Raw genomic sequence first — 25,646 nt, 5'->3', positions numbered from 1 at the left:
AAAGAAAGAATCGATAAAGAACTTGGGGAGACTATTTATAGTAATTTGCTACAGTAAGCAAGCAGTTTTTTTAAGTCGTTCGCCTGCTTGAAATCGACGGATTCAGTGGCAAGGTAGGCCATAACCTGTTCCCGGTGTTTGCCAAATACTTTTAATAAACTAGTTTTATTGAGTAGATAAGAACGGTTGTTCTGATCAATAATAAAGTAAGTTTTGCCTTTTATCAGCAGAAGATCCCCTTTCGCATCAAACTTACGTATGGATGCATTATCGGAAGAATAGAACTGGTAGTTGGTAATGGATGCTGTGCCTGAGGATTGGTTATAGGCCCCTAATTTTTCACCTTTCGCCATTTCTAAAACTCGCTTTTCGGCGAGTTTGACGAGACCATACGTATCAATCAGTTCCATATACCCCAATTTTGGGTCATGCCAGAATATATCCTGCGGTGGTGCCTGATCGCCCGGTGCAGGGTTGTCAATGCTAACCAGTCGAACCACAGGTTGATCAGTTATCGCCAGCGTATCACCCTGTGCGTTGATAAATTGCATTTCGCCCAACAGTATGTTGTAGTTGAAGCGAGCAGCTGCCGATGTTCCATTAACAAATAAAAGCGTACCATTGCGAAACTGCTCATAGCAATATCGCTCGCTAAAAGGTAGTGTTTTAGTTTCACTTACCCCTCCTCTTACCCGAATCAAATTTGTGCTCTGAGCTCGTGTATTACTCTGAATAATGGCCCAGATTAGTATAGAAAACAGAGTTGCCTTCATGGGGTAGAACGGATTGTTACCAAAAAACTGATGCCAGCGCATCAATACGCCGGCATCAGTTTTATGACAAATCTTCAAGGAATGATTAATAACCAGGATTCTGGATCAACTTATTATTTCGGTTAACCTCATCCCGGCTGATGGGGGCGAAATAGACTTTGTCGTTCCATTTTCGGTTTTCTTTACCCGTTCCCAAGTCCTGCACGCTATAGGTGTAGTTGTAATTGTCTTTACTGTACTTGTACGTAGTGACCGTTTTCCCCGGCTTTAGTTTGCCCGTAATGACTACAATTCGAGCTTGTTGACCCAGTACAGTTGGAGCAATCATCCACCGCCGAACGTCGTAAAAGCGCTGATCTTCCAGGAACATTTCAACGTTTCGCTCATTTTGGTAACGTGCTATCAAGGCGGCCCCCGTCTCAGTAATGGCAGGCATACCTACCCGGAAACGAACCGCGTTGATCCATTTTTTTGCTTCCGCTTCCTGCCCCAGCATCAGACAGGTTTCGGCGTAGTTCAGCACAACTTCCGTATACCGAATCTGAATGGATGGGATTTCCTGACGGATATTCTGGTCCACGATATTTGCGTCAGTATTAAAAAACTTACGAATCCCGTATCCCGTCCAGGTACCGTTCCAGTTCTCAATCGTACTGTTGCGGGTGTCCAGACCAGCAAAGGGAGTGGTTGTACCACCACCCGTTCCTGTTTCATAAAAGCCCATCTGAATCTGACCGGCGGGGTCGATACCAGCACCATCGGGTGTACGGGGTTTCCATTGGGCGCCGTCGTACAGGATAGAAGCATAGAAACGGGGATCACGATTTTCGTACGGCGCTGCAGCGTGAGCTGGGTTCTTCCAGTCGAATTTGGTACCATCCATCATCTCGTAGTTATCAACCATCTGCTGGGTCGGTTCGCTGGAAGTCCAGCCGTGGTAACCGTTGGGCATGTTGTTACGCGGGAACCAGGAACCCCAGTCGTCGTTGGAGGCCCGGATGTAGTATTTCAGAAAAATACCATCGGTTTCTCCTCCGTTCTGCGAGAGCGACAGGTTTATGTAGTTCTGTTGTCCTTCGGCAGCCGAAACAGGAGCGGCCAGGTTCAATTTGTAACCGTATAAATTGAGGTCCATAACGGCTTTCGCGGCATCCTGTGCTTTCTTCCAGCGCGCAGTCCGGTCGCCACTTACATAACCCAGCAGTTCCGGATTGGCGAAACCAGCAATAACACTCGACTTGGCTTTTGCGGTTGGAATGTCATGCAGATCACTAGCGGCATACAATAGCACCCGTGCTTTAAGAGCCATCGAAGCGCCCATCGTAGCCCGGCCAGCGGCCATGCTCCGGCCCTTCAACAACGCAGAAGCTGAGTCCAGATCGGTAACAATAGCGTTGACACACTCTTCATACGTATTACGGGCAACGGTGTAATCCCCTTCATTCAGGGTATAAGGCGTTTTGATAATGGGAATAGCCCCATAGTAGCGCAGCAACTGATTATAAAGGTAGGCGCGCATAAAATACATCTCGCCCCGCATCCGCCCGGCTAAGTCCCCACTATTATCAAATGCAGGCTTGGCCAGTTTAGACAAGGCAATATTAGCGGCTCGAATTCGGGCGTAAACGGTTCCCCATTCCATCGTGCTTTTAATGGTGCCCGTATTGGAAGGACTGATGTTTGCTTCGTTGACATCCTGCTTGCCGAAGCTATACAGCGCATTATCAGTCTGGCAATCGAAACTCATCTGATCCAGTAGACCATCCCGGATGCCGTTGTATACGTCAGTTACAAAGGCTTCGGAGAGGGCCCGGTCTGCCCAGACAGCATCGCCTGATACCTTATCAAGCGGTTTCGTATTCAGAAAATCGCTATTACAGGCTATCATCGTTGTGCCCAGAACCAGGCTAAATGACAGACACTTTGCTATGTAATTCATACTGTTCTGATTAATCGATTAGAAACTAAGTGTTAGGCCCCCGTTAATAACTCGTGCCTGCGGATAATACTGTCCCGCACTATTCGTCGATTCGGGATCGAATATACCTTTCATGGCAGGCGCGTAGGTAGCCAGGTTGAGGCCGTTTACATATACTCGAAGATTGTTTAGGCCAATCTTTTTTCCGAGAGCACTAGGTAGGGTATAGCCCAATTCCAGGTTTTTCAGCCGAATATAGTTCGTACTTCTGAGCCAGTAGGTAGTACCGTTGGAGAAATACTGGTTGCTCCGGTCAACAATACGGGGATCGACGGTGCTTGGGTTGTCAACTGTCCAGCGGTGGTCGTAGCTCCATTGAAGGAAGTTACCAATGGTGCCCGATTCCGTTTGCAGGAATATCTGACCACCAGCTGATCCCTGAAACAGGATGCTAAGATCGAAGTTTTTCCAACGTACACTGGCGTTCAAACCACCCTGAAAACGCGGCTGGTTGTTTTTGTCGGCCCGTACCCGGTCGTTCGCATCGATTTTACCATTACCGTCGATATCCTTCAGCTTCATGTCGCCAGGGCGCAGCAGGCTGGCACCTACACCGCTGTAGTCCAACTTGTTGGCGTCAATCTCTGCCTGTGTAGAGAAAATGCCATCATATTGATACATGAGCGTACCATTGGCATTATTCGGGTTATTCACGTCCGATGGAATAGGCTTACCGGTTGAACGCTGCCACTCAGGAGCACCTGGCGTTTCGTCCCAGAACGTAATGGTGTTTTTGGCATAGCCACCATTTACACTTACATTATATTTGAAATCACCCGCCTGGCCATTATAACCAATACGGAATTCGTACCCTTTATTGGTAACCCGGCCGATGTTCGTAGCAGGTAAGGTAGCACCCGTAGTTTGTGGAATCGATGCACTCTGACGCCACAGGATATTCGACCGTTTGTTCTGGAAGACATCGAATTCAAAGAAAACCTTTCCGTTCAGCAATGATCCTTCCAGACCAATATCAGCGTTATTGGCAACTTCCCAGGTTAACTTGGTATTCGGGACACCGTTTTCATACAGCGTCTGCGCTACCTGGTTATTGATAACATAACCCCAGTTTGAGTTCACTACATCGCCGTAAGCGTAGGTTGGCAGGTAATCGTATTCACGAAGGGTACCGTTAAAATACACCTGGTCATTACCCAACTGCCCCCACGATGCCCGAAGTTTCAACGAGCTAACAGCTGGCAGGGCTTTCTTGAAGAAGTCCTCTTCTGAAATACGCCAGCCTGCCGTTACACCTGGGAAGAAGCCCCAACGGCTTGATGCAGGGAACATGTACGAACCATCGTACCGCCATAGGAATTCAGCCAGATATTTTTCTTTGTAATTATAAGCCGCCCGGCCAAAATAACTCATACGAGCCCGTTCCCAGGCAGCCGTTGTATTGGCAATCTGCTGGGTTTGGCTACCCGCAAATAGCTGGTCGATAGCCGTCGAATTAAAGTACTGACGGAAGCCCGAGAAGCCGTTTGAATTAGACTGCTCCTTAGTGATACCCGCCAGCAATGTAATGGCATGACTGGCACCGAAGGTATGGTCGTAGGACAAAATACCCGACAGCAACGAGTTGAACTGATCGTTCGTATACTGATTGAGGGTAGACTGGGCAGGCCCTTTCTGTACGCGTTGAAGCAGAGGTTCCTTCGTTGTTGGATCGTAAGAGGTATAATCCCAGCTATAAACGAACCAGGGGGTCTGCCACCGTTTGCCTTGCTGAATGTATTTATCCAACGCGACACTACCTGTCAGCTTCAATCCTGGAATCCAGGGGTTAGTGATATTAACACTGGCATTACTTTGTAAGTAATATCGGGTATCCCGATCATAACCAGTAGCGCTGGTTGTAACCAGTACAGGCTGCTGGCCATTCTCGATATCAGGAGCCGGTAGACCATTAGGCCAGAAAGCCGGTTTATTAGGGTATCCCCGCGCGAGCATTCGGAAAATGTCTCCGGCACCCACCGTTGGGAAGAACCGATTTTCCTGACGACCGACGACGCCTGTTACCAGGTTGATGTACTTACTGATTTTGGCGTCCAGATTCAGGCGGAAGTCATATTGTTTATAACCCGTAGCCGAATTTTTATAATAAGCGTCCTGATTCTGATAGTTGACGGAGGTCAGGTATTTGATATTTTCCGAACCACCCACCAACTGTAGTGTATGCCGTACTTGGGGCGACCAATCTTTTAGCGCGGCTTTGAACCAATCTGTATTTGGGTATTTCCAGGGATCTGACCCATCCTGAAACTTCTTGATCTCATCAGGTGTATAGGCGGCCTTCGCAATAGTACCATCTGGTAGGGTATAACTGCCCGTTGTTGCAAAGGCAGCCGAACCAGCTTTCCAGTATTGTGCAGGCAGGTTATACAGGTTAATCTCGTTGTTTATCTGTGCGTATTCAGCCGCCGTCGCCATTTTAGGAATAACCGTTGGCTGACCAAAACCCTGATTAAAACTGTACGATAATTCTGGCTTACCCGACTTGCCGCGCTTGGTTGTCACTAGAATAACGCCGTTAGCTGCTCTAGACCCGTAAATAGCGGCTGCGGCATCTTTCAGAACCGACATACTTTCGATGTCGGCTGGGTTCAGACGCTCGATACCCCCAGCACGGGCTGGTACACCATCGATAACGATCAGCGCGTCATTATTTCCCAATGTGTTAGAGCCCCGAATTCGGATAGCGGCACCGTCATATCCTGGTTCACCACTGGCGTTAGTCGCAATAACGCCCGGCATCCGGCCAGCAATCGAGTTTGTCAAGTTTACCGCTGGCGATTTTATCAGGTCAGTTCCTTTAACAGTTGCTACGGCCCCGGTTACGGTTTCTTTCTTCTGCTCACCATAACCCACGACAACGACCTCATTCAGCATTTTGTCGTCAGAAGCGAGCGTAACGTCAATGGAATTTTTACCTGCTGCGGAGATTTCCTGGCTTATATAGCCGATGTAGGAAAATACCAGTGTTTCGTTACCCTTTGGTAAATTTAGGGTGTAATCACCAGTAGCTGCGGATACTGTTCCTGTTGTTGTGCCTTTCACAACAATACTGACGCCTGGCAGAGCCAAGCCTTGTGCGTCAACTACTTTACCCGTTACTTTCGATTGAGCGAAGGCCCCAATCGAGCAAAACAGGCTAAACAGAAACAGAGAACAAAACACGATTTTCCGGGGCCTGATCGTGCTTGTTGGGAAGGCATCTTCTCGCAAAAAGAAGACCTTCTGGTGCGTACATTGTTCTTGCATAAGCTTTAACTTATTGTTAATTTAACAATGGGTTAAAGCTTATATACTGAGTGTTTTTACTCGTTAATAATTACCTAAAATAGAGCTTATTTTAACATTATTTGCTGCTAATGTGCAAAAAAAGATTAAAAAAAAGTTAATTATCTTATAAGAAATCTGTAGATTTAATAGGATTTTATGGTAATGGACTTTGATTTTTCTTTGGCTATTTTTCTGTAATTTAAGCCGTTACATGATTCTTTTAAAGAAAGACTGTTGTGTTTAATAAAGTTGCTTGAATTTAAAAGAAGACATGTTTGGCTGTTCCTGGTCAGTGCACAGAGAAAAAAATATTTCTAAAAAAATTTAAGAAATACGGCCCCAGTTGTTTTCGGTCTGCTTGAGCGCATCGACGTGATTTCGGATGGGAGCGTGCTGAGGGAGGACGAGTTCTGGGTCTTCTGCTAAAATTGCCTGTGCCGATTCGCGGGCTGCCGTGAGAATGGCACCATCTTTAGCCAGATCGGCAATCATTAAATCCATTACTCCGCTTTGTTGTGTACCCGTGAGGTCGCCAGGACCACGCAGCTGAAGATCGACATCGGCAATTTCGAAGCCATTGTTTGTCCGAACCATCGTTTCGAGTCGGGTGCGGGTATCACTACTGAGTTTGTAGCCGGTCATCATGACGCAGTACGATTGATCGGCACCCCGACCAACCCGCCCACGTAGCTGGTGGAGTTGAGAAAGGCCAAATCGCTCAGCACTTTCAATGACCATCACACTGGCATTCGGTACATTAACCCCAACTTCGATAACAGTTGTGGCTACAAGAATCTGGGTTTCCTGCTTTAAAAAGCGTTTCATCTCATCGTCTTTCTCGTAAGGAAGCATTTTGCCATGTAGCATGCCTACTTCATATTTTGGACGAGGAAAAGCCCGCTGCATACTCTCAAAGCCATCCATCAAATCTTTGTAATCAAGCTTTTCGGATTCTTCAATAAGCGGATACACGACGTATACCTGCCGACCAAGCTCAATCTGCTGGCGCATGAACCCGAATACTTCAGACCGGTGCTTGTCGTACTTGTGGACGGTTTTAATGGGTTTGCGGCCTTTGGGTAGTTCATCAATAACGGACACATCGAGGTTGCCATAGAGCGTCATGGCCAGCGTACGCGGAATTGGCGTAGCTGTCATTACCAGAATGTGTGGTGGAACCACTTCGTTCTTTCGCCAGAGTTTTGCTCGTTGCGCAACGCCAAAACGGTGCTGTTCGTCAATAATACACAGGCCAAGGTTTTTGTATTGCACAGCGTCTTCAAGCAACGCGTGCGTGCCAACCAGAATGTGCATTTTGCCCGATTGTAGTTCTTCATGCAAAACCACCCGGCGTTTCTTATTGGTTGAGCCAGTCAGAATACCGAGGTTTAAGCCCATAGCATCCGCAAAAGGCTTTAAGCCGTTGTAATGCTGGTCGGCCAGGATTTCGGTAGGGGCCATCAAACAGGCTTGTGCACCATTTCCGATAGCCAACAGGCAGGCAATGAAAGCAACGATGGTTTTACCACTGCCCACATCACCCTGCAACAGCCGATTCATCTGCTTACCCGTCAGAAAATCGGCGTATATTTCTTTGATAACCCGCTGCTGGGCACCGGTTAATTCAAAGGGCAGCAGTTCATTATAAAAGTGCTTCATCAGCGAGGTATCCCGGAATACCTGTCCCGGAAACTCCTCTTTCTGAATGAGCTTATTTTTGATCAGCCGCAGCTGATTGTAGAACAGCTCCTCAAATTTCAACCGACGCTGAGCCTGTTTTAGCCAGCCTTGATTTTGAGGCAAGTGAATGTTCCACATAGCTTCCCGTTTACCAATCAGCCGAAATTGCTGAATAAGTGAATCGGGTAGCGTTTCGTGAATATGCGGCCACGATTGTTCGAGCAAGCTCCGCATCACCTTACCCAGAACCTTGCTATCGAGATGGCGTTTGCGGAGTTTTTCGGTCAGATTATAAACCGGGAAAAAGCCGACTTCGTGTTCCGAAGCGGTATTTGTGTTTTCCAGTTCGGGATGAATGATGCTAAACTGCCCATTGAATGATTGAGGCTTTCCATAAACAATGTATTCTCCGTCGCGCCGTAAGGTTTTTTCGATATACGTAATTCCCTGAAACCAGACGAGACTTAGTGAGCCGGTGCCATCGGTAAACGTGGCGACTAAGCGTTTTTTTGAGCCTTCACCTTCCAGATACCAGTCCCGCAATCGCCCGCGTATTTGAGCCGAAGGCATGGAGTCCATCAGTTCGTCGATGGTATAAAAGCGGGAACGATCGTCGAAGCGAAAAGGGTAGTATTGAATCAGGTCGCCGTAGGTGAACAAATTCAACTCTTTGTTGAGCAGTTCAGTACGCTGCGGGCCTAATCCCTTGAGGTACAAAAGTGGTGTATCGAAAAAAGTAGCGCGCTCGGTCATAACAGACCCTACAAATACCCGGTTTACTGGCAGATTCAACCAAAAATACACATTTTATTGCAAATGGAGAGATGGATTTACTGGCTTTGATGAATCGCGCCAAGCATTAATTTCACCGTAGTCGCAACTTTATTCCTCGTTAACTCGCCCAATACCAAATGCTAAGCCCGCATAAATATCTAAGCCACGGGGCTGAATACCGTTGGATTTTGTGCCGATCAGGCCCAGAAAATTATCGGTCCCTAACCAACCTGGCCCAACCCGTATAGACCCCCCTGCGGTTAGCCCACCATTCAGATAAGCAACAGGCATTGCCAGGCTGAGCCAGCGGGCATCGAACCTCGGCGTAACCGCTATAATTGTTGGTTGATGAATAGCGGTTGCCTGTAACGCCCGCACGTCCTGCAAATACGTCAGGTTTATACCGAATCCACTGGGTAACTGATAGTCGGCGGTTAAGTTCAACGAAGTTGGTAAGCCTGCTCTAAAGGTAGTATTGTCGGGTTTTCGGCCAGTATTTAATTTATTCTGGATAACCTTAATAATGGAACTGGTGCCGTTAAGGTTATTGAAGTCGCTACTGCGAAACTTAACGGGATTGGTCCCAATATCGGTATACCTGTATTCCTGCCCCTTATAAGTCAGACCGCCAACATCGGTTAGTGCGATGCCTAATTTCAAGGCCGGACTTTCGGCATCGTATTGGTCAATATAAGTCAGGCCAATGTCAACGCCGAAGCCCCGGCCAGGTACCGAAGAACTAAATAAAGTAGAGGGGGTTAGTTGCCGATCCTGAAGATAATTCGTGTAGGCAAAGGTGGCATCCAGTTTGTTGACTTCCAGATAAGCATTATTTGCATTAGCAGGGTCCTGTACTATGCGGTAGTTCATATCCCGATTAATCAATTGCTGACCATTATAGCCGAGCAAAAATTTTGCAGTTGCCCCTAAAAGAAGCTTACGACCATCACCTTCCAGAACAGTCCCAGCGTAGGTTAAACCTAATTCGGCATAGGTGTTGGAATTGGCATTGAATTTATTATTGGTGCTTGGGATGCTATACAAAGCACCGTCGTTCAAACTGGCTCGTAAGGCCGATAGCAGTGGCTCCGAAGCCCCAACGACCTGACCCACGGCTCGAAAGCGGGTTGTAATAGCAAAGGCCCCCCGTTCTCCGGCTTTCATCAATAAAGAAGGACCACGAATTTCACCCGAGACCGTCCCGCTTTTTGCTCTGCCATTTAGCATCTCCTGGGTATAGTCTTGCTCAAATTTAATGGTCCCGTTTGAATTCTTATATTGGGCCGGTACAGTGCCCGTAACTAGACTGAGTAAGGAAAAGGGAGCCTGGTAGCGAACATAGTTGTTATCCACATGGCCATTGCCTGTAAATACGTTCAAATAGAACTTTGAAGGGGAGTCGGCAGCTAAAGCAGGGTTAATATATAGGCGATTTGTTCCTCCATAGCGACTGGTCGAAATCCCGAGCAGGTTTTGGGAAAAACCGACCGTTGCCAGCAGTAAAAACAGCCCTAAACTGAGTGAATACTTCATGAAATGAATTAATGAATGGAAAAGCGTTCTACAAAAGAAACGCAAATCCAACGCCAGGGTTAGATAATACTGGATTTATTTTGAGTGAGTGGTAAAAATACCCTCCTTTTGTTGCCTCAAACAGAGCTGGGTAATACTTGTACTTTTCGTAGAATAAGCTTTGGTAACCGAAGAGTCGGTTCATTTCTACAAATTACGAAATCGGCTGTTTTGTGTTCTAGTAATGGCTTATCGACGTTCGGTAAATTCGGATATGAAAGTCTTTTTATACAGTAGTTTTGTTACTTATCGAACCTTTCCAGGGGCAGTATATTAATCCATATATAACGGATGTTCTTAGGTAGTAATCCCTGACTAATTCATGATTTTTGTTCGGTCTAAAGCGCAGGCTGTGCTGTTCATTGCCTGTATTATTACCCTCCAATTGGGGGCTAAATCGGTTGTTATGGCCTCAGATTTAAAGCCAGCCAATCTACGTACCGAATACAAAGTAAACCCGGTGACCGATGTTGGAAAACCTCGCTTAAGTTGGGAGTTGACCTCTACGATAAGAGGCCAGATACAGACGGCCTATCAACTTCTGGTTGCTTCATCGCTGGAACAATTAGCTTCAGATAAGGCCGATCTCTGGAATTCCAATAAAGTTACGGGCAATGCTACTAATCAAGTGGAATATGCGGGTAAGCCGTTGGCTGCCAGGGCTATTTGTTTTTGGAAGGTTCGGAGTTGGGATAAAAATGGCGAACCTGGCCCCTGGAGCGCCATTGCCAAATGGGAAATGGGCCTGCTGACTAAATCCAACTGGAAAGCCGAATGGATTGGAAATGACTTAACGGCCTTAGGAAAAGGGAAAACGTATCATTTGCCCCCTGCGCCGTTTTTTAGAAAAGAAACTCAACTGAAAGGACCCATTAAGCGAGCAAGATTATACGTTACATCGCTGGGCTTATATGAATTTCAAATCAATGGTAAGCGCGTTGGGAAAGATTACTTTACACCGGGCTGGACCGATTACAACAAGCGGGTTTATTATCAAACCTACGATGTTACGACCAATCTGAAGACGGGTAAAAATGCACTGGGTGCTATTCTGTCCGATGGTTGGTATGCTGGTTATCTTGGGTACGCCTTGCTGGTGGGCAATCCAGTTGTGCGGAATTTCTATGGAAGTGTTCCATTGCTAAAGGCGCAACTGGAAGTAGACTATACCAATGGGGAGAAAGAGATTATAGCTACCGACCAAAGCTGGAAAACAAATCATGGCCCAATCCTTGAAGCCGATATCTTAAATGGCGAAACGCACAATGCCAATCTAGACTTTGATAACTGGAGTCAGGTTGGCTTTGATGATGTGAACTGGAAAAATAGCCTCATTTTTCCAGATAAATCAGAGCGGAAGATTGAGGTTTATCCTGGAAATCCGATTCAGGTTTTTCAGGAATTAAAAGCGAAAACCGTTACGCCAAAATCTGGCGGGAAATACCTTTTTGACTTAGGCCAAAACTTTGCGGGCGTTGTGCGGCTTAAAGTTAAAGGCAACAAAGGAGACACCATTCGATTGAGATTTGGCGAAGTGTTATTCCCAAATGGGGAAATAATGACCGAGAATTTACGGAAGGCTCGTGCTACGGACACGTATATTCTTAAGGGTAGTAAGGACGGTGAAACCTGGACGCCAAAATTTACCTATCATGGTTTTCAGTATGTAGAAGTTTCTGGGTTCAAAACCCCTCCAGGATTAGATGCTATCACAGGCATTGTATTGACCTCTGCTACCCCCTCAACTGGTTTGTTTAGTACAGATAATCCACTAATTAATAAGCTGTACCAGAATATTGTGTGGACACAACGGTCCAATTATTTTGATGTTCCGACAGATTGCCCACAACGCGATGAACGATTGGGTTGGACAGGGGATGCACAGGCTTATGTTCAGTCGGCTACTTTCAATAATGATATTTCGGCTTTTTACACAAAATGGCTGGTTGATTTAAACGACGCACAACGAGCCGATCACTCCTATCCAATTTATGCCCCCGCGCCCAACGTTCGAAAAACAGATACGTATTCGCCGGGCTGGTCGGAGGCCGGGATTATTTGCCCGTATACGATTTACAAAACGTACGGAGATACCCGAGTAATTCGGGAGTTCTGGCCAAATATGGTGGCTTATCTCAAGTTTATGGAAGCAAAGAGTAAAGGCGACTATGTTTACAAGGAAGGCAGCTTTGACGAAATTTCCCCTAAAGGTGGTTTTGGCGACTGGCTTTCGGTGGGTAAGAAAACACCTCCCGACATGCTGGCAACCATGTACTATGGCTACGTGGCTTCTATGATGGCCGAAATGGCCAAGGCTATCGGCAAACAGGATGAGTCGGCGTATTACACGACTATTTTTGCGAAGATCAAACAGGCATTTCTGGCGCATTACACCAACGAAACCGGGAAGTTTAAAACGAATAGTGCTGCGTATGGGAATGGAGATGGCTATGTAGATGGAGACATGGGTTTTGCCGGACATACCCAAACCGCTTATGCCAATGCGATTTACATGCATATGCTTAAACCAGACCTGACCCAAAAGGCAGGCAATTGGCTGGTAGAGCTTATCAAGGCGAATAATAACAAACTCTCAACTGGTTTTTTAGGGGTGAAGCCACTATTACCTGCCTTATCGAGTACGGGGCATAGCGATGAAGCGTACAATTTATTGTTAAGTACAGAATATCCTTCCTGGGGGTTCGAAGTGGTCAATGGTGCCAATACAATATGGGAGCGTTGGAATAGTTACATCAAGGGGAAAGGCTTCGAGAACAATGCGGGCATGAATTCCTTTAACCATTACGCCTTTGGCTCCGTAAATGAGTGGTTTTTTGAGTATGCCGCCGGCATTCAGGTTGAAGAAGCTGGATATCGAACGTTTACGATCAAACCCGAAATTGCCCGACTGGGTATTAAGCAAGTAAAAGCAACTTACCATTCCATCAACGGAACGATTACAACAGCCTGGAAAAAAGATGGCTCCTCCATTCAGTTGCAGGTTACCGTGCCTACCAATACCGTAGCCACAGTTTTCATTCCAACTGTAAAGCCTACGACCGTTTTAGAGGGTGGCAGAGCCATAAAAACGAATTCGGCTATAACTGTAAAAGATTATAAAGGCGGCTACTTGCCTGTTGAGATCGGCTCAGGTGTGTATCAATTCACGTCTCAAAACTAAGGACGAAGGCTATTAATCAAGCTAAATCCCAAAGATTTAGCTTGATTAATAGCCTTTCTCAAAAAACGAATATGAGTAAACAGTAGTCCATACAAACGTTAAAGTAGCTCTTTTCAATTTATATACATACAGCGACTATTGCCGTTACTAAAGAGAAAAACGCCATTTCTTATCGGCTATAGTACCGTAATCGCTACAAATTTTCCAAACTTTGTGGCATTAAGGACCCATTTCGCGTTATTTGGGTACCAACCGAATTGTATGTCTATGAAATTAGTACCGGCTATGTTTTGCATAGCGTTTTTTTGCCTGCCTGATGCGCAAGCGCAGCGTCGCGGTAATTCACAATTTATTCCGTTTTCTGAAGTGGGCCTCGCTGGAGGAGCATCGTTCTATCTGGGAGAATTGGCGCCACCTAATCAAGCGTTTCAAAGTTTTTCATTGTCACCCCGCTGGAACGTAGGAGGGAGCTTCACCCGTCATCTTACACCCAGCTTTTCTGCTCGGGCATCCTTAACCTTAGTTCGGTTAGCTGGAGATGATTATACATTTAATAAAGACGAACCGAATGGGCATCCCGCTCAATTTCAGCGGAATCTTCACTTTCGGAATGATCTTAAAGAGCTAGCCTTGAGTGGTATCTATCAATTTATTCCTGAGGGCCGTCGCCCAAATCAACGACCATCCTTTACTCCCTATCTGACACTTGGTGTAGCACTGGTGGCACACAACCCTAAAGCGAGGACTCCTGTCAATGCCGACGGTTCTTTAGGAGATTGGGTCGCTTTACAACCATTGGGCACGGAAGGGCAAGGGCAACCTGGTTATGCTAAGCCTTATTCGTTGCTTACAGCCGCTATACCGGTTGGTGCGGGCATGCGCTGGCAACTTACGGAGAGCCTGAACTTGGCCGCTGAAATCAGCTTTCGCTACACATTCACGGATTATCTCGATGATGTAAGTGGCTTTTACCCCAATCCGGGTGATTTACCGTCGGCCCTGTCGGCTACAATGTCAGATCGACGGGCGGAGCCCATTGCTGCTCGTACGGGCGATGATCGAACCAAGGCCTTAGCAACCTTATATACTGTTTCTCCGGATGTTAGGCGAGGGCTACCGGGTAATGATTTTTACATACTGGCCCAGCTTTCCATTCATTACCTGATTCCGCCATCCATGATCAAATGCCCGACTTTCCGACGATAGGTAGTAGTAGATTATTACATTGATTATTAGAGCCGATAATTGTACTTACGTTTAAAGACCGTTACTTTTTGCTATTCCGACTATAGGAGGAATCTTAAACTTAACCCATGGGAACTTTGAGATGTCTCCTATAGTCGGAATAGCAAAAACAAGCAATTTTACTGTTCAAGATTCAGGTACTGCATTTCGCATTCGGATTAAGGAAAATTGCAAGGTAGACGCAGCTACTTCTTGAGCTAAGGGCCACAACGTTTCTACAAAGCGCACCTCAATAGGTCTCTTTTCTAATTCCTCTAAACAATTTTTTATAATTCGCATGGATAAAGGTGTTTCGCTTTTATAAGAGACATAATAGCCAGCGCCTTCGTCGAGTAAGACAAAATTGTCGGGGCGGAATTCATAACAATAAAGCTGGGCTTTTTCTATTGTCTCAAGCCATTTATTTTCCAGTACGACGATGAATGATGCGGTTGTATTGCCTAGAAATTTTTCCTTGTCAACTTCTGACGTACTGTCTTTGGAATAAAACGTTACTCTTGGGCAATCTCTAGGAAACAGGTAATTGTGCAAGCGCGTTTCGCTAATTGCAAACACGACATCCCCATGAATAGAATCAAAATGAGACGGAGATGGTCTCGGCTCAAAAACCTTAATAGTCGGGTTTTCACTGATGTGAAATAATCGATTAGGCTGCACGAGTTGGGGTGTTCGGCTTGGATAGATGATTGTTAACTCAGACCATATTGATTATACAGAACAAAGGCAGAGTAATTGCCCAAAAACGCCCTTACTTCCCAACTACGCTTAACTCCAGATGCGATGGATAGGCCGCCGAGCGGAAAATGGTGTGTGTGGCTTTTTGATAATCGCTCTCTTTCGCTTCAAAAATGTTTGGAATAAACTTTTGCGGATTCCGGTCGATGATTGGGAACCAGGTGCTTTGGACTTGCACCATCAGCTTATGGCCTTTTCGAAACACGTGATTGATGGAATGCAGGTCAATCGAGTAGGTTTCGGTTTTGTTGGGCTGAATGGCTTCTGGTTTTTCAAAACTGTTTCGGAAACGACCTCGGAAAACGTCGTTTGCTACCATCAGTTGATAACCACTCATGGCGAGTTGCTTCGGATCGTGGGCTGGATATACATCAATCAACTTAACAACCCAATCGGCGTCACTTCCGGTTGTAGCGGCAAACAGTTTGGCCAATACCTCGCCCGTTACGGTTATATCGTCCGTTAAAACGTCTGTTTCCCAGGAGAGTACGTCCGGGCGATTGTGTACAAACCGCTGATCTTCAGTAAGCCAGGTGCGCCAGCGAGAACCCGGTCCGTAAGTAGCTTCAATCGGTCGTGTACGATAGGGGACAGGGTGCGCTGGGTCAGACACATACGCATCGGAACCAGTTGGTGCTTTGGGGGCATCGAACGACAGTTTGCCGTTAGCCTGAAAATAGAGGTTCCGCTTCGTGGCTTCTTTCGGTGGCCAGGTTTCGTAGCGTTTCCAGGTATTTGAACCCGTTTGAAACGTAACGGCTTCAGCAAAATTTCCAGCGCCTTTCCCTTTCAGGTAGTACGCAAACCAAGGGGCCTGAATCTCCTTTCGGAACGTAACCGAGGTGGCTGTATCGAACTTGATATTTCCTAAGGTACTGCCGTCACTTCGACCCCAACCACCATGATTCCAGGGACCGGCCACCAGAAAGTTTTTGTGCCCCTGATCCTGCTTTTCCCAAAGCTGATAGGCTTTTAGGGGGCCATAAAAATCTTCCTGATCCCACCAGCCTGCTACATTCATGGTCGGTATTTTGGGGCTACTATCAATGCGATGAATAAGCGATTGTTTCTGCCAGAACGAATCGTAATTCGGGTGTTTTACGAAGTCGTTCCAGGTTGGTAGTTTCCCGTTGAAATACAGTTTGTTAACGTTTGATAATGGACCTAATTTCAGATACCAGTCGTAAGTGTCATAACTGGGAAATGGAAACAACGAATCGGTTTTAGTCGCTTCTTCCATGAAAGCATATTCGAAACCGTAACTCAATCGAAACGCGCCATTGTGATGAAAATCGTCGCCCAAATACATATCGGAGGGAGTTGCCTGCTCCGAAACGGCCACCAGAGCAGGATGTGGATCAATGGCTGCAATGGCTGTTGTCCAACCTGCGTATGAAATCCCGTACATGCCTACTTTCTTGTTGTTGTTCGGGACATTCGCCAGCAACCATTCAATAGTATCGTAAGTATCCGTGCTTTCGTCGATGGCTTTTGGGTTCTTCTTATCTCGGGTAAAGCGCTGCATTTCGAACGTGCCCTCCGATTTATAGCGCCCACGAATATCCTGATACACAAAAATATAGCCGTCGTCGGCCATGTCTTTTACGTACTGGATACGGTCAGGTGTCTGGGTTTCGCTTACGCCGTAGGGTGTGCGGGTCAGCAGAAACGGTAACGCTTCTTTACTGTTTTTGAGCGTGTAGATTACCGTATTCAACCGAACGCCATCGCGCATTGGAATCATTACCTCCCGACGTTGGTATGGGCTAGGTGTTTGGGCGATGGCATGAAGGGATAAACCAAGAAAGAAAATGGCGAACCAGCGGAGATGTTTGTGCATTGAGTGAAGTGTCTGGGAGTGAAGAGCTAAATATAAAAAACACAGAGCTACTTTTTGCATGAATCGTGTTCTGGCGTATTAATTCGGCATAAATGTCTGGTAAGCGTTATTTTTGTGATGTCAGGTTTTATTCAATTGAACTAATTAATCGACGAAATTTTTCATACTCACCGGGTTAAAACTCGGCGCAGCTCATTTTATTCTGTTGTTTTTGCGCCGGGTTTTAACCCGGTGAGTATGAAAAGAAATACTCAGCACTACCAGTTGCCAAATACCATAAACCGAATACCGTTTTGATTCCTGCTGTTGACGCTCTCCTGAAAGACATCCGTAACAAACGGATTGCCCCTGTGTATCTGATTCATGGCGACGAACCCTATTACATTGATCGTATTGCTGAGGAGCTTGAAAAAGTGGCGGTTCCGGTGGCTGAGCGAGGGTTTAATCAGTTTGTCCTGTTCGGGAAAGATACGGATGCCGGTGCCGTTCTGAACTATGCCCGACGCTATCCATTCATGGCCGAGCGACAGTTGGTGCTCGTGAAAGAAGCCCAACAGATGAATGGCATCAACGATAAATCGGCCCAAACGCTGTTCGAAGATTATGCGCTGAATCCGCTTTCCAGTACCATTCTGATGCTCTGTTATACGCGGGAAGACGGCAAACCAGCCCTCGACGAGCGAAAAGCCTGGGTGAAAGCGTTCGGAGCAAAAGGCAAACTGTTAGGTGTTAAAAAGCTATACGACAACAAGATACCCGATTGGGTAGGAGAGTACTGCCGCGAACAGGGGGCAAAAGTTAGCCCTAAAGCCTGTCAGCTCCTGGCCGATCACATTGGCAACGACCTTAAGCGGTTGGCGAGCGAAATCGACAAAATTCTGATTAATCTCCATGTGGGTGAAGAGATTTCGGCCGCAACCGTTGAGCGATTGGTTGGCATTAGTAAAGAATACAATGTCTTTGAGCTGCAAAAAGCTCTTATCCAACGCGATGTGGTGAAGGCGAATCAGATTGTTGATTATTTCGGACGAAACCCGAAGGACAATCCCCTGGTCGTTATTCTGGCGCAGCTTTTTGGCTATTTCAGCAAGGTCTTACTGGTTCAGGCTTCGAAAGATCAGAGCGATAAAGGGCTGGCCCCATTACTCGGAGTGAATCCGTTTTTCGTGAAAGATTATCTCTCGGCAGCCCGTACGTTTCCATTGCCAAAGGTGGCTGATATTATTCACTCCATCCGTCGGGCCGATGCCCAAAGCAAAGGTATTGACACGCCAACCATGACGGAAGGCGATATTCTGCGCGAACTAGTCTTTGAAATTCTGCATTAGTTGAAAATTTATTGAAATGTAAAAAGCCGCTGACTATCAGGGGCTTTTTGCGTTTTTGACTTGCAGGATTTAACAAAAATATCAGGCAATCAATCGAAAATAAAGCGGCTTCTCATATTTTTAGTTAATATTGCAACGTTGTTGCATAAATGATTTGAAGGAAGCCTTGAAATCAGTTTGAGAAAAAGCTTGATGCATACCTATTGGAAAGTCGGTTTATGGGTTTGGATAGTAACCAACGTGATTTCAGTCGGTTGGGCACAATCGGCTACGTGTACTAAAGTAGCTCAGGGCCAGATTTTAGGATTGGATACGCACGAGCCGCTGGTAGGAGCAACGGTTTATGTCCGCGAATTGCAAACCGGCTCAGTTGCTGACTCTGTGGGTTCTTTCCGGATCAATCGACTGTGCGCTGGTAAATATACACTTGACTATCAGTTTGTTGGTTATAAAACGAAAACAGTCTCTATAACGGTTGGGAGCGATTCATTACTAACGCTAGCCACCGTGCAGCTCGCATCCGACAATCAGTTGTTGCAGGAAGTTGTTGTTACGGAGCACCGTTCAGAAGCCCAGCAATTGTTGCAAACGCAGGTTAGTTTATCGGGCGCAGCGCTTGATCAAACACGCGGTCAGTCGCTGGGCGAGAGCTTGAAATCGCTGGCGGGTTTGTATTCGATTCAGACTGGCCCTAGTGTTTCTAAACCCGTTATTCATGGATTGTACAGTAACCGAATCATTATCCTGAACAATGGGATTCGGCAGGAAGACCAGCAATGGGGTTCCGAACATGCCCCGCAGATTGATCAGTTTCTGGCGTCTCGCCTGACGGTCATTAAGGGGGCGGCCAGTATTCGCTACGGTTCCGATGCCATTGGCGGGGTAATCCTAGTCGAGCCCAAAGCGATGCCTACGCGGCCCGGTATCGGCGGGGAAGTAAACGTCGTTGGTGGAACCAATGGAGGCTTAGGAGTAGCCTCCGGAATGCTGGAAGGGGTATTTAGTAAGAAATTAGCGGGGCTGAGCTGGCGATTGCAGGGTACGGTAAAACGCTCTGGTTATGTCCGAACGCCCAACTACTATCTGGAAAACACCAGCTATCACGAAAACAACTTTTCGGGCGATTTGCATTACGACCATAAGCGATGGGGGGCTGAGGTGTTTTTCAGCCGGTTCGACACCAAAGTTGGGCTTTTTACGGGGGCTCAGGTGAGTAGTTTGGCTGATTTATATGCCGCTCTCCAGCGTACGGAACCATTGTCGCAACCTGGATTTTCCTACTCGCTTGGTCGTCCTTATCAGGATGTGCAACACGATATGCTGAAAGTGCGAGCCTATCTTCATTCCAGTCGTGGGGGAGAACTGACGGCGACTTATGCCTGGCAAAAAAATCAGCGTCGAGAGTATGACTATGTTTCATTTAGTGGCATACTAACGCCCGAATTATACCTCAAGCTGGAATCTCAAACGATGGATCTGGTTTGGGAACATGCACCCATCAAAACAAAATCGGTAGGGCAGTGGTCAGGTAGCCTTGGTTTTAATGGGATCACGCAGGGCAATGTTCGGCAATATCTGTTTTTGATTCCGAACTTCCGGAACTATGGGGCGGGGTTGTTCGCTATTGAACGCTATGCTGTTGGTCCCTGGACTATCGAGGGCGGATTGCGGTATGATTATCGGTGGTTGCGGGCTTATTTTCTGGATGATGCCACCAAGCAGACCTACAACGAGACGCACAGTTGGCAAAATGCCAATGGCTCGTTGGGGCTAGCTTATCAACTTCGTCCTGACTTAACGCTAACGGCTAACCTAAGCACGGCCTGGCGGGCACCCAATGTTGCCGATCTGTATTCCAATGGGTTACACCAAAGTGCCGTAGCCTACGAACGAGGTAATCCGAACCTTCAGCCCGAGCAAGCCTATAATGGTAACCTAGTGTTAGCCTATACCGGTAAGCGACTGAGCGGTGAAATTGGGGCTTATAACAACCTGATTAATAATTACATCTACCTGAAGCCAGATTCGGTCCCGATCGTCCGGCAACGGGGAGCTTTCCCATCATACACCTACACACAAGTACGCGCTACGTTTCGGGGTATTGACGCCACCTTGAATTACAAACTGACGGATCAGCTAACCGTAACGACCAAAAATTCACTGCTGTTTGCCTACAACCAGACCGATCATAGTTACCTAGTCTTTATTCCGCCCAACCGGTCGGACAATAGCCTGCGCTACGATTGGGAGAAATGGGGGAAATTGTCGAATCTCTATGTCTCAGTGAGTGGCTTGTACGTGGCCCGGCAAAACCGAGCGCCTGCGGTAACGAGTCGTCAGGAAAATGGGCAGATTATTTTTACGGGCGATTTTACGGCTCCACCCCCTGCGTATTTTCTGCTTGGTGCCGAACTGGGTTTTGTAACTCAGGTAGGTAGGCAGCCGATGAGTGTCATTCTCAGCGGCACCAATCTGGCTAACGTAGCGTATCGGGATTACCTGAACCGATTTCGCTATTTCGCCGATGAGCCGGGGAGGAATATCATGCTGAAAGTGAAGCTGCCTTTCTCATTATCCAAAAATACCTGAATTCCTGACGGAATTTGAAAAATGCGTTGCCATAGTCTTCTAAAAGGCTAACCGTGGCGTAGCTATGTCCTTACATTCTCAATTAATTACAACCTAGTTTCACGTTTAACATTTGTCAGTTATGAAGTACGTCAAAAATCAAGTTATCTGGCTCGCCTGCATTGCCTTACTCGCTGGAGCCTGTAGTAAAGATGAACAAAACGTAGCGCCTACCGATGATAATGAGGCCATTACAACCGCTTCACTCACGCTGACGAACAAGGCCACGCCAACGGAGAGCGTAACGGCAACGATCGAAAACCTGAATACTACGGCTGATTTTAGCAAAGCAACCCTCAACCTGAAAGCGAATACGACTTATACGGGTGTTATTGGACTGCTGGATAAAACGAAAACGCCAGTGCTGGATGCTACGGAAGAAATCAGGGAAAAAGCCAATGAGCACCTGTTCGTATATACAACTACGCCTTCGAATCTGTTAACGGTAACGCTGACAGATCGGGACACGAATCCATCGCCGGGTCCTTACCCGATTGGGCTAACGATTGAAGTGAAAACAGGCGCTGCCGGATCTGGCAAATTGAACGTTGTGCTACGGCACCAGCCGAATGTTAAAAATGGCACTGCCACGCCAGGCTCATCAGACTTAGACACCAATTTCCCGGTGGTCGTCAATTAATGTAAGCAAGCATATTTAGCTTCAATCATTTTCCCCCATCGGGACGGTCGGCCGCTGCCGCCATACAAAATCATCAGTACTAAAATTAATTGCTTTTTATGGGATATAGTGCTTAGAATGAGTTGGTTGCTCTTGTGAATGACTAGTTTTTTTGCGTAAATAGTAGCTGTTTTTATGCGGAAAGTTGCGTTTATTTTGTTCTTAAATAAGAACGTAAACAACCAAATTTTAAGCTAAATGGAGTCAATTCACCTGCACACGCTAGCGTCTCATGCAGCTAAAGCTACCCCGGCCCGCACTATCCGTCGGAAAGTGAACGGGGCGGCCACGGCAGCCCTACTGATTAAAATGGCAACTGAAATTTTGACCGCATCGCCTACCCTTAGAAAGAGTGCAAATATTACGCTGATGGATTTAGCCGCGGCCGATAAAGTGCGGAAAAGCTTACAGAAACGTGTTGATTAATCGCTTTTTTTGCGGCTAGTCATTCATAGAAACAGCCCGCCAGGTTTGGCGGGCTGTTTCTATGAATGACTATATGGGATTGGGAAACGTACTTATCAAGACTTAATTTCTGCTAAAAGGTAACAATTACCAGAGATGACAAAAAAACGCTGACCCAATTGAGTCAGCGTTTCCCATATACCCATATATGTAGCTCATTGAAATCTGTAAACAGACGGCAATGAACATTAATTAAGGAGCAATAATTGAGCCAATCGATGCCTTATAGTAGGGCATAAGCTCAGTTTTTTCATAAATAGAGAATCTTTTGAAAATAAGAAAAATGGTGTGGAAAGAAGCCGGTTTATAGATCAGGCCAGAGGCACAAAAAACGCCGGAGCTATAAGTTCCAGCGTTTTTCTCCCAAATCTAACTTTCGCCACAATAAGTTTCGACCCAAAGTGTGACGCCCACTCGCTCAACATACGGACGAACAGACGTTAAGGTTGCGTCGGTTTATAGCCATTGCTCATAAAAAGCCATAATATCAGCCCGCATGGTTTCTGTTTCCTGATGCCCGCTTTCGTAAATCTTTAATTTCCAGGCGTTTGATGCGCCATCGTGCCGATAAATTTCAGTTAGTTGCTGATCAATTTTTTTGAGACCTGCCAGTGGTGTCAAGGGATCGAATCGCCCGGCCAGACTAAAATGGGGGCGGGGTGAAATCAGTCCATTGATTTGACTCGTGGTAAATTGTGTCAGTAAACCCGGAACATAGTAGTAGATGCCATGTAAGCCAAGTCCTCTGGCTTCTAATAGGGCCTGGTAATCGGTAAGGCAACACAGATCAACGCAGACTTTAATACGCTCGTCCAAAGCGGCTAGCCACCAGGCCATGGTACTGCCCATCGACATACCCATCGTAGCGATACGACCTGTATCGACGTCCGATCGGGTGTGCAGGTAATCCAGCGCTCGTAAATGATCATACACCATCATCCCCCACAATACCTGACCATTCCAAAGCATCTCCTTAAAGGTGTCCATTTCGCTGCGTCCGTGGCGTTCGCCAAAACACCAGCTATCAATACATAGGCCCGCGTAACCCGCTCGACCCAGCGCAAGGGCGTAAGGAGGTTTCTGCATTTCGGGCCTGCCCAACACGTATTCATTTTTTCCTACTTCATACTGGCCGAAATGAGAATGATTAAATAAAACTACGGGAAGTTTGCCGGGACGATTCTTAGGCTTCGTAAAATAGGCGGGTACTTTTTCAATCCCATTGATATCCAGAAGGAGTTTTTCTGTAATTAACTCATCGCTTTCCTGGGTGGAAATAAGCTCCACCGTTATGGGGCGTTGTCGATTAGGGAGTTTGCCTAACAACTGATACAGTTCCTTTCGTTGCTTTGACTTGCTGGAGATTCCTGCTTGAAAAAATGAATTGTCCGTCATACTAAAAGACGCTTAAAGGAGGAAATTAGAAGGGTTTCGCATTAGTGAATGGGCCCGATTTTTTATCTGACGGAAGCAAAATAATAAACTCGGTACCTACATCGGCCTGACTCTGCATCTGTAGTGATCCATTATGCCCTTTGGTAATGATATCGTAGGAAAGAGAAAGGCCCAGTCCCGTGCCCGAACCACTCGGCTTTGTGGTAAAAAACGGCTGGAAAATCTTGTCTCTAACCGCTTCGGGGATACCGGTGCCATTATCCACTATCCGGATTTCCACCTGATTCTCCAGTCGTTTTGTGCTGATGCTTACGGATGGCTGGTAATGATTGGGCTGTTGTTTTTTCTTTTCTGAAACAGCATAAAAAGCATTGTTCAACAGATTGAGCAGCACCCGGCCTAAATCCTGCGGTATCACATCGATTTTATCGACGAGTGGGTCAAAGTCGGTTTTTAGTTCTGCGTTAAAGGTCTTGTCTTTGGCACGTAATCCGTGGTAGGATAACCGCATGTATTCGTCGCACAGATCGTTCAAGTCGGTGGGGGCACGTTCGCCGGTTGAAGTTCGGGAGTGTTCCAGCATTCCTTTAACGATTGACGAAGCCCGGTTTCCGTGGTGCGTAATCTTCTGAAGGTTTAGGGTCAAATCACCTAGTATTTCATCCGCGTACTCCTTCTCCGAGTCCGGCAAATTTTGGAACGGCCCTTCTTTTAATTCGTCGACCAGCTCTGTGCTGACTTCCGAGAAATTAGTAACGAAGTTCAGCGGATTCTGAATTTCGTGCGCGATACCAGCGGTCAATTCGCCCAATGAAGCCATTTTTTCGGATTGGATAAGTTGGGCCTGAGTCGTTTTTAACTCCACAAGCGCCTGTTGAAGGGCTTCTTTCTGTTCGTTTAGTTGCTTATTAGCCAGCTGTTTGGCTCGATTGTTACGGGTCAGAATGAGCGAAAACCCAATGAGGAGGGTAATGACACCGACAAGAACCAGGACAAACTGTTTCTGGCGATTCGACTCCTGCTCGCGTAATTGGCGATCTTTGGTAAGCAGCTTGATCTGGGCTTCTTTCTTGAGTAGATTTTGTTTGTATCTCAGCGAGGCTAGGCGTCGGGTAGTGGTTTCAGCGGTTAGGCTGTCTTTATACGCACTGTATTGCAAAAAATACTGATAAGCCTTAGCATAATCTCCTTCCTTGGCATACGCCTTACTCATTGCCTGACTCGAATCCCGTCGTTTTCGTTGCTCGGAGAGTTTGATAACTACGCGTGGACTGCTTTTGTCAAAACGAATCAGCGTATCGAGCAGACGATCAACAATGTCCGGCTTAAAGTGAAAATGGTGTCCCTGTAGTGGATTATAGTCAGCTCCCGGTATTGGTGTTATATAATCGAACGGATTTGGTGGAATGGAACGCCGATCAGATTGCCGTTTATCGATCTGAGCGTTCATTTCAGTAGAAAATGAGCGGGATTTATTCTTTGCTATCATGGATGAACTGATCTTCATGGCTACTCCCAGCGATTCCAGCACGTTAGCAAAGGAGGCAGAAAAAACGGGCGCAACTCGACTGCTCATGCGTTGAATTCTGGAAACCTGATTCATGGCCCATACCGATTCTCTTAAATCGCGAATTTGTTCAGCTAGTTGACTAGCCTCCTGCAATAGGGCAGTGGCCTGCTGGTTTTGCTGCTGTTGTAATCGGATTCCTGCCAATTGGCAGAGTGCGATGACTTGTCCGGGGAGGTAGGCCAGTTGGCGGGTTCGGGTAAGCAGCGAATCGGCCGTTTGTGCTGAGTAAATGGGTTGACTCAAGGCTGACTTCAACCGGCCGATATCAGTTCTGCTAGACTGTGGTAAGTCGAGAGTCAGGCTATCTAGATGAATAACCTGTGCTTGTAAAGGACGTATTGATATGGTTAGAAACAGCGTAACCTGAACGATTATATAAGAAATTGAAGGCTGTTTCATAAGCTAAAATTGATAAATGAAAATCAGGCAGGTTCTTTCCCACAACACCCGATCGTGTTTACTAACACACGATATACTTCACTGCGGCATGGCTCCCTGCGAAAGTCCTAATAAAAGTA

15 protein-coding genes are annotated in these 25,646 nt (G+C 46.6%); 6 read left to right on the top strand and 9 right to left on the bottom strand.

Features of this window, described 5'->3' with window-relative positions; genetic code table 11:
• Positions 1 to 35 precede the first annotated feature (35 nt).
• The 5 genes from ACYVGR_RS03080 to ACYVGR_RS03060 all read right to left on the bottom strand — a co-directional run bounded on the left by ACYVGR_RS03080 (position 36) and on the right by ACYVGR_RS03060 (position 10,023).
• Positions 36 to 773: a hypothetical protein gene (locus ACYVGR_RS03080; RefSeq protein ID WP_460953812.1), complete on the bottom strand. Its 738-nt coding sequence runs from the start codon at positions 771 to 773 to the stop codon at positions 36 to 38.
• 85 nt (positions 774 to 858) lie between these two features.
• Positions 859 to 2,712, bottom strand: coding sequence for a RagB/SusD family nutrient uptake outer membrane protein (locus ACYVGR_RS03075; protein WP_460953811.1), 1,854 nt, complete (start codon positions 2,710 to 2,712; stop codon positions 859 to 861).
• Between the two features lie 18 nt (positions 2,713 to 2,730).
• A complete protein-coding gene (locus ACYVGR_RS03070) occupies positions 2,731 to 6,015 on the bottom strand; it encodes a SusC/RagA family TonB-linked outer membrane protein (RefSeq protein WP_460953810.1) in 3,285 nt (1,094 codons plus the stop codon).
• 345 nt (positions 6,016 to 6,360) lie between these two features.
• Positions 6,361 to 8,469, bottom strand: coding sequence for an ATP-dependent DNA helicase RecG (recG, locus tag ACYVGR_RS03065; protein WP_460953809.1), 2,109 nt, complete (start codon positions 8,467 to 8,469; stop codon positions 6,361 to 6,363).
• 129 nt (positions 8,470 to 8,598) lie between these two features.
• Positions 8,599 to 10,023 carry a DUF5723 family protein gene (locus ACYVGR_RS03060; RefSeq protein ID WP_460953808.1) on the bottom strand — a complete coding sequence of 475 codons (1,425 nt, stop codon included), beginning with the start codon at positions 10,021 to 10,023 and terminating at the stop codon, positions 8,599 to 8,601.
• A 361-nt stretch (positions 10,024 to 10,384) separates the two neighbouring features.
• Here ACYVGR_RS03060 and ACYVGR_RS03055 point away from each other — a divergent pair, with 361 nt between their 5' ends.
• Both ACYVGR_RS03055 and ACYVGR_RS03050 read left to right on the top strand, forming a co-directional pair.
• On the top strand, positions 10,385 to 13,243 hold the full coding sequence (locus ACYVGR_RS03055) for a family 78 glycoside hydrolase catalytic domain (protein WP_460953807.1): 2,859 nt from the start codon (positions 10,385 to 10,387) through the stop codon (positions 13,241 to 13,243).
• 267 nt (positions 13,244 to 13,510) lie between these two features.
• Positions 13,511 to 14,449 (top strand): hypothetical protein, encoded by a 939-nt coding sequence (locus tag ACYVGR_RS03050; RefSeq protein WP_460953806.1) that lies wholly within the window; start codon positions 13,511 to 13,513, stop codon positions 14,447 to 14,449.
• 165 nt (positions 14,450 to 14,614) lie between these two features.
• Here the strand turns inward: ACYVGR_RS03050 and ACYVGR_RS03045 are convergent, their stop codons facing one another.
• Complete coding sequence (locus tag ACYVGR_RS03045; RefSeq protein WP_460953805.1) at positions 14,615 to 15,145, bottom strand: DUF6886 family protein; 531 nt, start codon at positions 15,143 to 15,145, stop codon at positions 14,615 to 14,617.
• A gap of 91 nt (positions 15,146 to 15,236) precedes the next feature.
• On the bottom strand, positions 15,237 to 17,063 hold the full coding sequence (locus ACYVGR_RS03040; RefSeq protein WP_460953804.1) for a CocE/NonD family hydrolase: 1,827 nt from the start codon (positions 17,061 to 17,063) through the stop codon (positions 15,237 to 15,239).
• Positions 17,064 to 17,356: 293 nt separating this feature from the next.
• On the opposite strand from ACYVGR_RS03040, the gene holA reads away from it, so the two are divergent.
• From holA to ACYVGR_RS03020, 4 genes are all read left to right on the top strand, one after another.
• Positions 17,357 to 18,391: a DNA polymerase III subunit delta gene (holA, locus tag ACYVGR_RS03035; protein WP_460953803.1), complete on the top strand. Its 1,035-nt coding sequence runs from the start codon at positions 17,357 to 17,359 to the stop codon at positions 18,389 to 18,391.
• A gap of 192 nt (positions 18,392 to 18,583) precedes the next feature.
• Positions 18,584 to 20,980, top strand: a complete 2,397-nt coding sequence (locus ACYVGR_RS03030; RefSeq protein WP_460953919.1) for a TonB-dependent receptor — start codon at positions 18,584 to 18,586, stop codon at positions 20,978 to 20,980.
• A gap of 121 nt (positions 20,981 to 21,101) precedes the next feature.
• Positions 21,102 to 21,659: a hypothetical protein gene (locus ACYVGR_RS03025; RefSeq protein ID WP_460953802.1), complete on the top strand. Its 558-nt coding sequence runs from the start codon at positions 21,102 to 21,104 to the stop codon at positions 21,657 to 21,659.
• A gap of 237 nt (positions 21,660 to 21,896) precedes the next feature.
• On the top strand, positions 21,897 to 22,124 hold the full coding sequence (locus tag ACYVGR_RS03020; protein WP_460953801.1) for a hypothetical protein: 228 nt from the start codon (positions 21,897 to 21,899) through the stop codon (positions 22,122 to 22,124).
• Positions 22,125 to 22,619: 495 nt separating this feature from the next.
• On the opposite strand, the gene ACYVGR_RS03015 is transcribed toward ACYVGR_RS03020, so the two are convergent.
• Together ACYVGR_RS03015 and ACYVGR_RS03010 are read right to left on the bottom strand one after the other, a co-directional pair.
• Positions 22,620 to 23,558, bottom strand: a complete 939-nt coding sequence (locus ACYVGR_RS03015) for a dienelactone hydrolase family protein (protein WP_460953800.1) — start codon at positions 23,556 to 23,558, stop codon at positions 22,620 to 22,622.
• Positions 23,559 to 23,583: 25 nt separating this feature from the next.
• A complete protein-coding gene (locus ACYVGR_RS03010; protein WP_460953799.1) occupies positions 23,584 to 25,527 on the bottom strand; it encodes a sensor histidine kinase in 1,944 nt (647 codons plus the stop codon).
• Positions 25,528 to 25,646 lie beyond the last annotated feature (119 nt).

This window comes from Spirosoma litoris (genome assembly GCF_054776755.1).
This window is presented reverse-complemented; position numbering and strand designations above follow the sequence as displayed.

Coding starts and splice junctions, on each gene's coding strand:
- ACYVGR_RS03080 (WP_460953812.1), bottom strand. CDS start 773: ATGAAGGCAACTCTGTTTTCTATACTAATCTGGGCCATTATTCAGAGT.
- ACYVGR_RS03075 (WP_460953811.1), bottom strand. CDS start 2,712: ATGAATTACATAGCAAAGTGTCTGTCATTTAGCCTGGTTCTGGGCACA.
- ACYVGR_RS03070 (WP_460953810.1), bottom strand. CDS start 6,015: ATGCAAGAACAATGTACGCACCAGAAGGTCTTCTTTTTGCGAGAAGAT.
- recG (WP_460953809.1), bottom strand. CDS start 8,469: ATGACCGAGCGCGCTACTTTTTTCGATACACCACTTTTGTACCTCAAG.
- ACYVGR_RS03060 (WP_460953808.1), bottom strand. CDS start 10,023: ATGAAGTATTCACTCAGTTTAGGGCTGTTTTTACTGCTGGCAACGGTC.
- ACYVGR_RS03055 (WP_460953807.1), top strand. CDS start 10,385: ATGATTTTTGTTCGGTCTAAAGCGCAGGCTGTGCTGTTCATTGCCTGT.
- ACYVGR_RS03050 (WP_460953806.1), top strand. CDS start 13,511: ATGAAATTAGTACCGGCTATGTTTTGCATAGCGTTTTTTTGCCTGCCT.
- ACYVGR_RS03040 (WP_460953804.1), bottom strand. CDS start 17,063: ATGCACAAACATCTCCGCTGGTTCGCCATTTTCTTTCTTGGTTTATCC.
- ACYVGR_RS03030 (WP_460953919.1), top strand. CDS start 18,584: ATGCATACCTATTGGAAAGTCGGTTTATGGGTTTGGATAGTAACCAAC.
- ACYVGR_RS03025 (WP_460953802.1), top strand. CDS start 21,102: ATGAAGTACGTCAAAAATCAAGTTATCTGGCTCGCCTGCATTGCCTTA.
- ACYVGR_RS03020 (WP_460953801.1), top strand. CDS start 21,897: ATGGAGTCAATTCACCTGCACACGCTAGCGTCTCATGCAGCTAAAGCT.
- ACYVGR_RS03015 (WP_460953800.1), bottom strand. CDS start 23,558: ATGACGGACAATTCATTTTTTCAAGCAGGAATCTCCAGCAAGTCAAAG.
- ACYVGR_RS03010 (WP_460953799.1), bottom strand. CDS start 25,527: ATGAAACAGCCTTCAATTTCTTATATAATCGTTCAGGTTACGCTGTTT.